This window comes from Arthrobacter liuii, from assembly GCF_014639275.1.
GTDB classification, from domain to species: domain Bacteria; phylum Actinomycetota; class Actinomycetes; order Actinomycetales; family Micrococcaceae; genus Arthrobacter; species Arthrobacter liuii.
In genome coordinates, this window is sequence record NZ_BMFW01000001.1 from 381,557 (window position 1) to 394,213 (window position 12,657).

Sequence of the window (12,657 nt, forward strand, 5' to 3'; positions counted from 1 at the left end):
GACACCATGAACGCCCTCAAAAAGCTGTTTGGCGGCAACACCCGCCAATTCGGCATGATCTTCGCCCTGGTGGCCCTGATCATCTTCTTCCAGTTCGCCACCGACGGCCGGACCCTGACCCCCGGCAACGTCATCAACCTGTTCAACGGCAACTCATACATCCTGATCCTGGCCATCGGCATGGTGCTGGTGATTATCGCCGGCCACATCGACCTCTCGGTCGGATCAGTCGCCGCATTCGTCGGCGTCACGGTTGCCCTGGCCCTCCGCGACTGGGGCATCCCCTGGTGGGCCGGCGTCCTGCTGGGCCTGGCGCTCGGTGCCGTGATCGGCGCCTGGCAAGGCTGGTGGACAGCCTATGTTGGCATCCCCGCCTTCATCGTGACCCTGGCCGGTATGCTCCTCTTCCGCGGCTTCAACCAGTTCGTGGGCAAGTCCAACACCATCCCGGTGCCAGTTGAGTTCCAGTACATTGGCTCCGGCTACCTCCCCGAGGTGGGGCCCGACACCGGCTACAACAACCTCACGGTGCTGCTGGGCCTCGCCGCCGCCGCGTTCGTCGTGTGGGGGGAGCTCCGCTCCCGGGCAAGGGCCAAGGCGCTGGGTGCCGAGGTTCCCGAAACGTGGGTGACGGTACTGAAGCTGGTGCTCATCTGCGCCGCCATCCTTTACGCCACCTACCTGTTCGCCACCGGCCGCCCCGGCACCTCCTTCCCCATCCCCGGCCTCATCCTGGCCGTGCTGGTGCTCCTCTACGGCTTCATCTCCTCACGCACCATCCTGGGCCGCCACGTCTACGCAGTGGGCGGCAACCGCCACGCAGCCGAACTCTCCGGCGTGCAGTCCAAGAAGGTCAACTTCCTGGTCATGATGAACATGTCCATCCTGGCCGGCCTTGCCGGCATGATCTTCGTGGCCCGCTCCACCGCCTCAGGACCGTTCGACGGCGTGGGCTGGGAACTGGACGCCATCGCGGCAGTCTTCATCGGCGGCGCGGCCGTCACCGGCGGTGTAGGCACCGTGGTCGGGTCCATCATCGGTGGCCTGGTCATGGCAGTGCTCAACAACGGCCTCCAGCTCCTGGGCGTCGGCGCGGACCTCACCCAGATCATCAAGGGCCTGGTGCTCCTGATCGCCGTCGCTTTCGACGTCTACAACAAGACCCAGGGCAAGCGCTCAATCATCGGCCTGCTGACCAGGAACTTCAACCGTCCCGGCGCAGGTCCCAGCGGCCCCACCCAGCCCGACGAAACAACCTCCACCAAGGAAGCGATCGCCAGGGAAGCCTGAAGTTTGCAACCTGAATACTGTTCCCATCACACAAAGAAAGAGAACCAATAATGCGAATGTTTGGTAAAGCAGGAAAGGCCGCAGCGGTTGCTGCCATCGCAGCACTGGCGCTGACGGGCTGTGGACGCTCGGAGCCCTCCGGTGGTTCCAGCGGCAGCGCAGCAGGGTTCCCCCAGAACTCCTCCATCGGTGTCGCCCTTCCGCAGAAGACCAGTGAAAACTGGGTGCTCGCCGAAAAGCTGTTCAATGACGGCCTCAACGGTGCCGGGTTCAAGGCTGACGTCCAGTTCGCCAACGGCGGCGTCTCGGAGCAGCAGAACCAGATCAGCGCCATGGTCACCAAGGGTGCCAAGGTCATCATCGTGGGTGCCATTGACGGCTCCCAGCTGGGTACCCAGCTCAAGCAGGCCAAGGACGCCGGCGCCACGGTCATCGCCTACGACCGCCTCCTGCTGAACACGGACAACGTGGACTACTACGTGGCCTATGACAACTTCAAGGTCGGCGTGCTCCAGGGCCAGGCCCTGCTGGACGGCATGAAGGCGAAGAAGCCCACTGGTCCATACAACATCGAACTGTTCGCCGGTTCCCCCGACGACGCCAACGCCAAGGTGTTCTTCAACGGTGCCATGAGCGTCCTGAAGCCCAAGATCGACGACGGCACCCTGAAGGTCGTCTCCGGGCAGAACAGCTTCGAGCAGGCCGTGACCCAGGGCTGGAAGGCCGAAAACGCCCAGCGGCGCATGGACACCCTGCTCAGCGGCAGCTACACCAGCGCAAACCTGGACGGCGTCCTTTCCCCCAACGACACCCTGGCCCGCGCAATCCTGACCTCGGTCAAGGCTGCCGGCAAGCCGATCCCGGTGGTCACCGGCCAGGACTCCGAGGTTGAGTCGGTCAAGTCGATCATGGCAGGCGAGCAGTACTCCACCATCAACAAGGACACCCGCAAGCTGGTTGAGCACGCCATCACCATGGTCAAGGACCTGCAGGCCGGCAAGAAGCCTGAGGTCAACGACGACAAGTCCTACAACAACGGCAACAAGGTGGTTCCCGCCTACCTGCTGGAGCCGGTCATCGTGACCTCCGCCAACGTCAAGACGGCCTACACGGACGATCCCGTACTCGGCCCGATCACCAAGTAGCACCAGTAGAAACAGCCGGGGCCAACCCGGCAACAGGAAAGCCCGGTCCCATGGGACCGGGCTTTCCTGCGTCCCGGCTCACCAGCAACGCCCTTCACAGGCCAGACACAGGCCCGGCCGGATTCCCGCACAGGGTGTCCGGCGAGGGTTGATGCGAAGCCGGCCCTCCGCGCCGGCCCTTGAGTCATAGGAGTAACGTGAGCGTCCTTGCCAGAAGCGTAGGCAATGCCTTCAGAAACAAGGTCCGCACCGCAGCTGTTGTCGCGGTGCTGGCCGTCGCTATTGGCCTTGCCCTGGCCATGCTGGTGGCCAACCAGGCCGTCGGGGCGAAAGTCCAGGAGCTCAACGCTTCCGTGGGCACGGTCCTGACCGTCAACCCTGCCGGCGGGCAAGGCTTCGAGGGCGGCGGTGAGCCGCTCACCGCCGGCCAGGCAGCCACCGCCGCCGCCGTGCCCAACGTCAGTGCCGTCGTCGGGACCTCAACGCTGCGGCTGCGGAACGCGGCTGCTGCCGCCGCACAAACGGCCCAGGCAGGACAGACAGGACAGCCAGGGCCCGGCGGCCAAACCGGACAGGCCGGCCCCGGCGGCCAGGCGGCGCCCACACTGACCACCAGCCTGACCGCGGCGGTGGATGCCGGCACCCTCGGCAACCGCAACCAGCAGGCCAACGGAACCACGGGCTCCACCGGAACCACCCAGCAACCGGTCCGCTCCCTGCCCATCACCGCCACCGGAATCGGCGCCGAAGTGGACAACACGGGCAAGGCACTGAACATCACGCAGGGTTCCGGGCTCGGCGACTACTCGGCGGCATCCACCGGCGCGCTGCTTGGAACCACCCTGGCCGAGAAGAACAACCTCACCATCGGCTCCACGTTCACCATCAACGACCAGACCTACACGGTTTCCGGTTTGTTCGACGCCGGCACCGCCTTCGGTAACAACGCCGTGTACGTCACCCTCCCCACCGCCCAGACCCTCGCCGGGACACCGGGTGAGCTGTCAAGCATGATCGTCACGGTCAACTCGATGGACAACGTCGCCGCCACCAAGGCGGCGCTGCAGTCCGCGCTGGGCACCGACAAGGCCGACGTCACCCAGGGCCAGAACCTGCAGACCGCCGTCAGCTCCCTGGACAGCGTCAAGAACATCTCCTTTATCGCCTTCATCGCAGCCCTGGGCACCGCCGGCCTGATCATCCTGCTCATCATGGTGATGCTGGTCCGCGAGCGCCGCCGCGAAATCGGTGTCCTGAAGGCCATCGGGGCACCCAACCGCACCATCGGCCTGCAGTTCGTCCTCGAAGCCCTGGTCCTTGCGGCCCTGGGCAGCGCAGTGGGCGCGGCCATCGCATCGTTCGCCAGTGGCGGCATCGCCTCTGCGCTGATCAGCAGCAACACCACCACCACAACCACTACGGGCCGTGGCTTCCCCGGCGGCGCCGGCGGTGGAGGGGGCTTCCCGGGCGGCCAGGGTGGACCGTTTGGCGGCGCCTCCCAGCTACTTAGCTCGGTGACGGCGAGCGCATCCCCCGGAGTCATCGCCGGTGGCATAGCTGCGGTGTTCGGCGTCGCCATTATCGGCGCCTTGGTTCCCGCGCTGCTCACTGCACGCATCCGTCCCATCGAAGTCCTGCGAGGAGAATAGCCATGATTGAAGTCAAGAACCTGGTCCGCACCTTCAAGTCGGGCGACCGCACCATCAAGCCGGTCAACGACGTCAGCTTCGAGCTGGAGCAGGGCACGCTGGCCTCGATCGTCGGGAAGAGCGGCAGCGGCAAGAGCACACTGTTGTCCCTCCTGGGTGCGCTGGACAAGCCCACCGGCGGAGACGTCGTCGTGGACGGCGTCAGCCTGGCAAGCCTCCCCGACAGCAAGCTGACGGAGTACCGCCGGCGGGACATCGGGTTCGTGTTCCAGCAGTTCAACCTGATCCCCAACCTGTCCGCCGTAGACAATGTCATGCTACCCATGGAATTCGCAGGGCTCCGGAAGGCGGACCGGCTGCAGCGCGCCAGGGACTTGCTGGAACAGGTCCAGCTGGATCCGTCCAAGCACGAGCGGCGCATCAACAGGCTCTCGGGCGGCGAGCAGCAGCGCGTTGCGATTGCCCGGGCCCTTGCCAACGAACCCAAGCTCATCCTGGCCGACGAGCCCACCGGGAACCTGGACGAACAGACCGGCGACCACATCATCGAGCTCCTCAGCTCCCTGAGCCGGAACCACAACACCACCATCCTGGTGGTCACCCATGACAGGGTCCTCGCGAACAAGACCGACCGCCGGTTCCGCCTGCAGCAGGGCAAGCTGACGGAGGAGCCGGTCCGCGGCCGGGCTGTGGCCGCGACCGCCTGACGCGCAAAGGGGCCAATGGCGGGGGCTACGCTCCCGCCATTGGCCCTCTTCGCACCCACGCGAAGTTTCCCGCCCCTTCCGCTCCGCTGTGACAGGATGGCAGCTATGACTGCTCCCATCGCCACACCGTGGCTTTCCAGCCAACCTGACCAGGATCCCCGGTCAGCCACCGGAGCTCCCCTGCGCTGGGGAATCATTGCAACAGGCAGCATCGCCCGCGCCGTCTCGGAAGACCTCGCGCTGCTTGAGGATGCCGAGCTGTACGCGGTCAGTTCCCGGACGCAGGACACCGCTGATGCCTTTGCCGTGGCCTATGACTTCGCAAAGGCCTACGGGGACGACGGCGGTGTCCCCGGCTACCAGCAGCTGCTCGCCGATGACGCGGTGGATATCGTCTACGTGGCCACCCCGCATGCCCAGCACCACGAAATGGTCCTCGCAGCCCTCAACGCCGGCAAGCACGTGCTTTGCGAGAAGGCTTTCACCATCAACGCCCGGGAAGCGGCAGAACTCATCGACGTTGCACGCAGCCGAAGACTCTTCCTGATGGAGGCGGTCTGGAGCAGGTTCCTGCCCTCGATGCAGCGCGCTTTCGAGATCGCGGCTTCCGGTGAACTGGGCGACATTCACTGGATCACCGCAGACCTGGGCTTCCCGGCGCCGTACTCCCCTACTGCCAGGCTGTGGGCCCGGAAAGACGGCGGAGGTGCCTTGCTGGATCTGTCCGTCTACCCGCTCCTCTGGGCACTCGGCACCCTTGGTTTTCCGCAGACCGTCAGCGCCACGGGCTTTGTCAACGACGACGGGGTGGATGCACAAAATGCCATGACCCTTGGCTACGGCCACGCGGCCCAGGTCCAGCTCACCTCTTCCCTCCTGGCCCACGGACCCCGCACTGCCACCGTCGCCGGAAACCTTGGTTTCCTGCAGAGCGTGGGGTCCATCAACAACCCCCGCGAACTCGTCATCACCCGGGGGTGGGAAGAGCGGCGGACCGAAACCTTCGACGTGGTGGGCAAGGGCTACGCCTACGAGTTGCGCGAGGTGATGCGGTGCGTCCAGCACGGGCTGACGGAAAGTCCGGTCATGCCCCTTGAGGACACGTTGAACACCATGCGCCTTTTCGACGGTGTTCGGGCCCAGCTCGGCGTGAGTTACCCCAACGACAGGCACTAGACGACGCCGCAAGGGGGGACCACGACGGCGGTATTGCCGCTTTCTAGGGGTGGCAAGAATGTGACTGCTTTCCATTGCCGTTGACGCATCTCGTGCGTGTTTCGCACCTTTTGTAAAATCCCTTTAGCGAAGTCTGGACTTCCGGCAATATGCGGTCTTAGGCTTTAGCCACCATTGAATGCACCGGTCACTGGGGGTGGTATGCATGGCTCGACTGAGTTCGCCATGGCGTGCCTTGCGCCCGGCACTCCTTGCCGGGGCCGCCGCAGCAACCTGGTTGACGCTTTCGTCCACGGCTGCAGCCGCCGATATCGGACCGGACTCCTCGTCCCTTCCCGGCAGCGCTACCAGTTCGGTTTCGACCCTGACCCAAAATCTTCCGGACACGGTTTCACCGGCTCCTGCTGCCTCCCCGGCCGCACCGGCCGCAGCGCCCGGGCTGCTGCAGCCTCAAGTAACCCAGGTTTCCGGGCTGGCCGACAACCTCATTGCCACAGTTCCAGTGGTGGACCCGGTGGTTCCGGCGGGAACTGTCTCGTATGTCGCCGCTCCCCTTGCGGAGGCCTTCGATGGCGTGACGGCCGGCGTGGCAGAGGCTGTTGTAACCCCGGCAACCGAGGCCGTTCCGGTACTCGAGCCGGCGCTCCGCCCGGTTGATGATCTTCTGACGGGCACCGCTCCGTTGCCCGTCCTACCCGCAGATGCCGTGCAAGCGGAACTTCCTGCCATGGCGACCGCTGCTCCCGCAGACTCTCAGCCTGCCGCCCGGGAAGCAACCACGGACGCTGTCGAACCCGCCCCGGAACCTGACCGGGCTGCACCGCAGTTGACCAGCGCAGGGACTGGCAGCTACGACCCAAGCCTGGCACCCGCGGGCGCTTCAGCCCTGGCGGGCACGGCTGCCCATGGGCCTGCCGTGCCCGTGCTCAATGATCCCGCTTCGGAGCAGCCCCTTCCCGTTGACCCGGCGCCGCTGCCTGCCCAGGCTCCTGCAGCCCCGGGATCCGACACGGGCGGCGGCGGATCATCGGGCGGCTCGCCGGGTGCGGCCGCGTGGCTTAGCCCCTTCGACTTTGGCTTTGAACGTCCCGGTGCTGTTGCCGCCGGCGACACCTCTGAGCACGCCCCTGCGCCGGTGTCATTCGACCCCGGTTCTTCCCCTGACTAGTTGAGGCCGTCTGTCCTTTCCGGGCAGCACGTGGCCCTACGGGCAGCTGATCAGCGCCCGAACACCTCAACTTTCCAGGAGTAACCACCATGAACTGCACCCTTCGCAGGGGGCTGCTTAGCACCCTCTTTGCCGGCGGCCTGTTGGCCTTCGGCTGCGCTGCCGCCAACGCGGCGGACACCACCAGCGGGACGGACCTTTCCGCTTCCGCCCTCATCTCGGCGGCGGCACCCGCTAATTCGACGTCGTTGGGCCTGCTGGGTGACCCAACGCCTGCCGGATCCGCGGGCGTCGCCGCCGCAGCAAACGCTAACGTTGGCCTCGGCGGCATCGCTGCCCCTGCTACGGCGGCCACCAGCACCACAAACGGCACCACGGCGAACCTCGCCGTCGACGCCAACGCGGCCCTCGGGCTGGGCACCGCGCCCACCACGGATCCCGCCACCACTGGTGCCACCAACCTGGCAACCGCCGCAGACCTCAACCTCGGCCTCGGCAGCACCACTGACCCTGCAACCACCGGCACCACCAACCTGGCAACCGCCGCAGACCTCAACCTCGGCCTCGGCGGCGTCACCAATGGCGACACCGCAGGTGCCGTCGACGCCAACGCGGCCCCCGGACTGGGCACCGGAACTGCGGGCAGCGGCGGCCTGGATGCCGTTGCCGATTTTGGCGTTGACCTCGGTATCGGGCTCGGTGATGCCAGCACGGACACCCCGGGTACTTCCGATCCGGGTAGCAGCAACCCCGGTGACGGCACCACCGGAGACACCGGCACCCTTGATCCAGGCGCCACTGATCCGGGAGCCGGGACCCCGGGTTCTGACAACACTGCCGGCAGCGACGGCAGCACCACCGGCGACGGCTCGACAGGCGTGAACGCCGGCACGGGCGGCTTCTCTGCAGCACCCGCCGGCTCCAGGGCAGTCAGCGGTGCCATCGCCACCGTGAAGGCACCGGGCCGCACCGCGGCCAGCGGCAGCTCTTCCCTGGCCAACACAGGCGGTGCCCACACCGGCCTCGCCAACACGGGCTGGGACGGATCGCTGGTTCCGCTGGCCCTGCTGATCCTGGCCGCCGGACTCCTGATGCTCCGGAAGCGCAAGGTGTCCTAGAACCACAAGGCAGAACTGTAACCGCCCACACATGCGCGCCTGAAGCGGCAGCGGCCAGCGGGCCGACGGAAGGAGGACAGCAGCCCCACAACGAAGCAACAGTACAAAACATGTCATCAGCACACATGTCCTTGTAGCCAGTGGTCCGGCGGCGAAGGTGTAAGAAAATCGCCGCCGGGCCGTCGGCATGTCGCAACGCGAAAGCCTAGGTCAATCGCTGGTTCCGCCATACCGCCCGTATAATTTGAGGTACGACAGTGCCGCAGCGCACCGGGAGGAACGGTCATGGTGGCGGAATCGCCTAGCTCCATCAAGAATGAAGTTGTCGGCGGTCGCTACCGTATGGGTGAAGTAATAGGCCGCGGCGGAATGTCGTCGGTGTACTCTGCGCGTGACGAAAATCTGGGCCGCGACGTGGCGTTGAAGCTCTTCGCCCCACAGGCTCCGGACGCGGATGAACTCAAGCGGCAGGAAGCCGAAATCCGGCTTCTTGCGACGCTGAACCACCCCGGCCTGGTGACGCTCTTCGACGCCGGCATCGACGACCGCCTGCCGGACGAGCCCCGGCCGTTCCTGACCATGGAACTCGTGGAAGGCCAAGACCTGCGCAGCCGCATCCGGCACAGCCGGGTGCCACTGGAAGAGCTGTCCGTCATCGGCGCCGGCATCGCCGATGCCTTGGCCTACGTGCATGGCCTGGGCATCATCCACCGGGACATCAAACCGGGAAACATCCTCCTGGTCCAGATCCGCCCGGGCGAGCCGCTGCGTCCCAAGCTTACCGATTTTGGCATCGCCAGGATCGTGGATTCCACCCGGCTCACGGCGACGGGCACCATGGTGGGTACCGCCGCCTACCTCAGCCCCGAGCAGGCCCTCGGCAAGCCCCTGTCCTCCGCCACGGACATCTACTCCCTGGGACTGGTACTGCTGGAGTGCATCAAAGGCTCCGTGGAGTACCCCGGCAGTGCGGTGGAATCAGCAGTTGCCCGGCTCCACCGTGCCCCGGAGATTCCCGACGACGTTCCCTCCGAGTGGGCCGACCTCATCCGTTCCATGACTGCCATCGAGCCGCTGGAACGGCCAGCGGCGGCGGACATTGAGACGGCACTTCGCCAGGCCCTGGTCTCCCCGGCCTCGACGCCTGGAGAACTGGCGCCTGAAACCACCCGCGTGCTGCCCGCCATGCCCTTCCACCCTCCCTCCATCACTGCCGAAGAATCGGTGGACGCGGTGCGGGAGGCAGCCGCAGCTGCAGGGGCGGGCGCTCCTGCGTCATCTGCCCCTGCTCCCGCCACGGCCGCCCGCCCATCCGCGGCCAGGGCCCCCAACAAGCCCCGCCTGTCGTGGAGCCGGCGGACCTGGCTGGCCGTGGTACTCGGCGTCCTGGTAACTGCCGTAGCCGCAGCTGCGGTGATGATGAGCATCTCCGCCCGGCCTGCCGACGTCGTCCCTTATCCCACGGTGACCGGGGTCCTGGGCGACCATCTGCAGGAACTTCAAAAGAGCGTGGCGCCGTGACGCTGCGGCTGGCCGCTCCCGGCCGGGTGCTACTGGCCTGCTCAGCCGCACTGCTGGCCGGAACCCTGCTGAATGCATGCGCCGCCCCGGGGAACGGGCTGCAGCGCGAAGCCGCGACGCATCTCCAGGCACGGCTGCTGGAAGTAACCCAGGCGTCGTCCCAGAACGATCCGGCGTCCGCGCTGAAGGCACTCGAAGGCCTGGAGGCGGACCTTTCGGCAGCGCAGGCAAAAGGCCAGGTTTCCGAGGAACGGCGTCGCAGCATCACCACCGTGGCCACCGCGGTCCGGGCAGACCTCAACGAAGCCGTTGCCGCACAACAAGCGGCTGCGAAGGCCGCTGCGGACCAGGCAGCTCAAAGCGCTCCCCCCACGGCGAATGCCCCCGCATCCCAGCCAGCGCCTGCGCCGGCACCAGACCAAGGCACCGGCAGCAGCGGAAACGCCAACAAAAACAGCGACAAAGGCAAAGGCAAGAACTAAACCCCCCGCCGCACAGGGCGAAACAGAGAAGCGGTGCTCCGGTAAATACCGAAGCACCGCTTCTTTTTGACCTAAGCTGCGGCAGCAGCCGCCTGGCTAGGCCAGGCTGGCGATGACCTTGTTCAAGGTGGCGGAAGGACGCATCACAGCGGAGGCCTTGGCGTCTTCCGGGCGGTAGTAGCCTCCGATGTCCACCGGTGATCCCTGGACCTCGGCCAGCTCGCCTACGATCGTCTCCTCCTTGGAGGAAAGCTCACTGGCGACCGAGCTGAACGCGGCGGCCAGGTCGGCGTCGTCCGTCTGCTTGGCCAGCTCCTCAGCCCAGTAGCGGGCCAGGAAGTAGTGGCTGCCGCGGTTGTCCAGCTCGCCGGCGCGGCGGCTGGGCGACTTGTTCTCCAGCAGGAACGTGCCGGTGGCGCGGTCCAGGGTGTCGGCCAGGACCTGGGCGCGGGCATTGCCGGTGGTGGTGGCCAGGTGCTCGAAGCTGACGGCCAGGGCCAGGAACTCGCCCAGGCTGTCCCAGCGGAGGTGGTTTTCCTTGAGCAGCTGCTGGACGTGCTTGGGGGCGGAGCCGCCGGCACCGGTCTCGAAGAGGCCGCCGCCGTTCATCAGCGGAACCACCGAGAGCATCTTGGCGCTGGTGCCCAGTTCCAGGATGGGGAACAGGTCCGTGAGGTAGTCGCGGAGTACGTTGCCCGTGACGGAGATGGTGTCCTCACCCTTGCGGATGCGCTCAAGGGTGAACGCGATGGCCTTGACCGGGGACAGAATCTGGAGGTCCAGGCCCTCGGTATCGTGGTCCTTCAGGTACTCGTTGACCTTGCCGATGAGGTTGGCGTCGTGGGCGCGCTCCTCGTCCAGCCAGAACACGGCGGGAGTCTGGGAGGCGCGGGCGCGGGTGACGGCCAGCTTGACCCAGTCGCGGATGGGGGCGTCCTTGGTCTGGCAGGCGCGCCAGATGTCACCCACGGAAACCTCGTGTTCGATCAGGACATTGCCCGCTCCGTCGACGACCTGCACCGTGCCGGCCTCCTGGATCTCGAACGTCTTGTCGTGGCTGCCGTATTCCTCGGCTGCCTGCGCCATGAGGCCCACGTTGGGAACGGTGCCCATGGTGGTGGGGTCGTAGGCGCCGTTGGCGCGGCAGTCATCGATGACCACCTGGTAGATGCCGGCGTAGGAGCTGTCGGGCAGGACGGCCAGGGTGTCCGCTTCCTTGCCGTCAGGGCCCCACATGTGGCCGGAGCTGCGGATCATGGCAGGCATGGAGGCGTCAACGATCACGTCGCTGGGCACGTTCAGGGTGGTGATGCCCTTGTCCGAGTCCACCATGGCCAGGGCCGGGCCGTCTTCCAGGCCTTTCTTGATCAGGCTCTGGACGCCCTCGCGGACATCCGCCGGGAGGTCCTCGAGGCTGCTCAGGATGGCGGCAAGACCGTTGTTGGGGCTGATGCCTGCAGCGGAGAGCTGCTTGCCGTAGGTCTCGAAGAGTTCAGCGAAGTAGGCCTTCACGACGTGGCCGAAGATGATGGGGTCCGAAACCTTCATCATGGTTGCCTTGAGGTGGGCGGAGAACAGCACGCCCTCTTCCTTGGCGCGGGCCACCTGGGCCTTGAGGAATTCGTCCAGGGCGGCGGCGCGCATCACTGTGCCGTCGATGACCTCACCGGCCAGGACCGGGAAGGCCTTCTTCAGGACCTTCACCGAGCCGTCCTCGCGGACCAGCTGGATGGCGACGGTGCCCTTGGAGTCGATGACCACGGACTTCTCGTTGGAGCGGAAATCGTCCTGGCCCATGGTTGCCACGTTGGTCTTTGAGTCGGCGGCCCAGGCACCCATGGAGTGCGGGTTCTGGCGCGCGTAGTTCTTGACGGACAACGGCGCCCGGCGGTCCGAGTTGCCTTCGCGCAGGACCGGGTTCACGGCCGATCCCTTGATCTTGTCGTAGCGCGAGCGGATGGCGGTTTCTTCGTCGGAGGACGGGTTGTCCGGGTAGTCCGGCAGCGCATAGCCCTGTCCCTGCAGCTCGGCGATGGCTGCCTTGAGCTGGGGGATGGAGGCGCTGATGTTGGGCAGCTTGATGATGTTGGCTTCCGGCGTCTTCGCCAGCTCACCGAGTTCAGCAAGGGCATCAGCGATCTGTTGCTCCGGGGTGAGGTAGTCACCGAACACGGCAATGATGCGGCCAGCGAGCGAAATGTCGCGGGTCTCCACCTCCACACCTGCTGTCGAAGCGAATGCCTCGATGATGGGCAGGAACGAATAGGTAGCCAGCATCGGCGCTTCGTCGGTGTGGGTGTAGATAATCTTGGACATGCGCGGGCGTCTCCCTGTGGGTCGGCTTGGTTGTGAAATTTCTGTCTTATTTCACCATGTACAACTTACCCGAGGACGTGGCTTT

Annotated in this window: 10 protein-coding genes; 9 read left to right on the forward strand and 1 reads right to left on the reverse strand. The window is 66.0% G+C overall.

The genetic code is table 11. The annotated features are described in order from the left end of the window. Nucleotides 1-6 precede the first annotated feature (6 nt). The 9 genes from mmsB to IEW19_RS01775 all read left to right on the forward strand — a co-directional run bounded on the left by mmsB (nucleotide 7) and on the right by IEW19_RS01775 (nucleotide 10,256). Nucleotides 7-1,290 carry a multiple monosaccharide ABC transporter permease gene (gene mmsB / locus IEW19_RS01735; RefSeq protein ID WP_188569951.1) on the forward strand — a complete coding sequence of 428 codons (1,284 nt, stop codon included), beginning with the start codon at nucleotides 7-9 and terminating at the stop codon, nucleotides 1,288-1,290. A 50-nt stretch (nucleotides 1,291-1,340) separates the two neighbouring features. Further along, entirely contained in the window at nucleotides 1,341-2,435 is a 1,095-nt protein-coding gene (locus IEW19_RS01740; RefSeq protein WP_188569952.1) for a substrate-binding domain-containing protein, read from the forward strand. A 197-nt stretch (nucleotides 2,436-2,632) separates the two neighbouring features. Further along, nucleotides 2,633-4,084 carry an ABC transporter permease gene (locus IEW19_RS01745; RefSeq protein ID WP_188569953.1) on the forward strand — a complete coding sequence of 484 codons (1,452 nt, stop codon included), beginning with the start codon at nucleotides 2,633-2,635 and terminating at the stop codon, nucleotides 4,082-4,084. 2 nt (nucleotides 4,085-4,086) lie between these two features. Further along, nucleotides 4,087-4,791, forward strand: coding sequence for an ABC transporter ATP-binding protein (locus tag IEW19_RS01750; RefSeq protein ID WP_188569954.1), 705 nt, complete (start codon nucleotides 4,087-4,089; stop codon nucleotides 4,789-4,791). Between the two features lie 105 nt (nucleotides 4,792-4,896). Then, a complete protein-coding gene (locus tag IEW19_RS01755; RefSeq protein WP_188569955.1) occupies nucleotides 4,897-5,967 on the forward strand; it encodes a Gfo/Idh/MocA family protein in 1,071 nt (356 codons plus the stop codon). A gap of 205 nt (nucleotides 5,968-6,172) precedes the next feature. Continuing rightward, a complete protein-coding gene (locus IEW19_RS01760) occupies nucleotides 6,173-7,135 on the forward strand; it encodes a hypothetical protein (protein ID WP_229748249.1) in 963 nt (320 codons plus the stop codon). Between the two features lie 89 nt (nucleotides 7,136-7,224). Continuing rightward, nucleotides 7,225-8,253, forward strand: coding sequence for a hypothetical protein (locus IEW19_RS01765; protein WP_188569956.1), 1,029 nt, complete (start codon nucleotides 7,225-7,227; stop codon nucleotides 8,251-8,253). A gap of 285 nt (nucleotides 8,254-8,538) precedes the next feature. Further along, entirely contained in the window at nucleotides 8,539-9,774 is a 1,236-nt protein-coding gene (locus tag IEW19_RS01770; RefSeq protein WP_188569957.1) for a serine/threonine-protein kinase, read from the forward strand. Then, nucleotides 9,771-10,256, forward strand: a complete 486-nt coding sequence (locus IEW19_RS01775; protein WP_229748250.1) for a hypothetical protein — start codon at nucleotides 9,771-9,773, stop codon at nucleotides 10,254-10,256. Before IEW19_RS01770 ends, IEW19_RS01775 begins: the two co-directional genes overlap by 4 nt. Nucleotides 10,257-10,352: 96 nt before the next feature. On the opposite strand, the gene IEW19_RS01780 is transcribed toward IEW19_RS01775, so the two are convergent. Beyond that, nucleotides 10,353-12,572 (reverse strand): NADP-dependent isocitrate dehydrogenase, encoded by a 2,220-nt coding sequence (locus IEW19_RS01780; RefSeq protein ID WP_188569958.1) that lies wholly within the window; start codon nucleotides 12,570-12,572, stop codon nucleotides 10,353-10,355. Nucleotides 12,573-12,657: the final 85 nt, after the last annotated feature.

Bases quoted from the DNA above. Each gene is read 5' to 3' on its own strand.
- IEW19_RS01780 (WP_188569958.1), bottom strand. From the start codon at position 12,572: ATGTCCAAGATTATCTACACCCACACCGACGAAGCGCCGATGCTGGCT.
- IEW19_RS01750 (WP_188569954.1), top strand. From the start codon at position 4,087: ATGATTGAAGTCAAGAACCTGGTCCGCACCTTCAAGTCGGGCGACCGC.
- IEW19_RS01755 (WP_188569955.1), top strand. From the start codon at position 4,897: ATGACTGCTCCCATCGCCACACCGTGGCTTTCCAGCCAACCTGACCAG.
- IEW19_RS01770 (WP_188569957.1), top strand. From the start codon at position 8,539: ATGGTGGCGGAATCGCCTAGCTCCATCAAGAATGAAGTTGTCGGCGGT.
- mmsB (WP_188569951.1), top strand. From the start codon at position 7: ATGAACGCCCTCAAAAAGCTGTTTGGCGGCAACACCCGCCAATTCGGC.
- IEW19_RS01760 (WP_229748249.1), top strand. From the start codon at position 6,173: ATGGCTCGACTGAGTTCGCCATGGCGTGCCTTGCGCCCGGCACTCCTT.
- IEW19_RS01765 (WP_188569956.1), top strand. From the start codon at position 7,225: ATGAACTGCACCCTTCGCAGGGGGCTGCTTAGCACCCTCTTTGCCGGC.
- IEW19_RS01740 (WP_188569952.1), top strand. From the start codon at position 1,341: ATGCGAATGTTTGGTAAAGCAGGAAAGGCCGCAGCGGTTGCTGCCATC.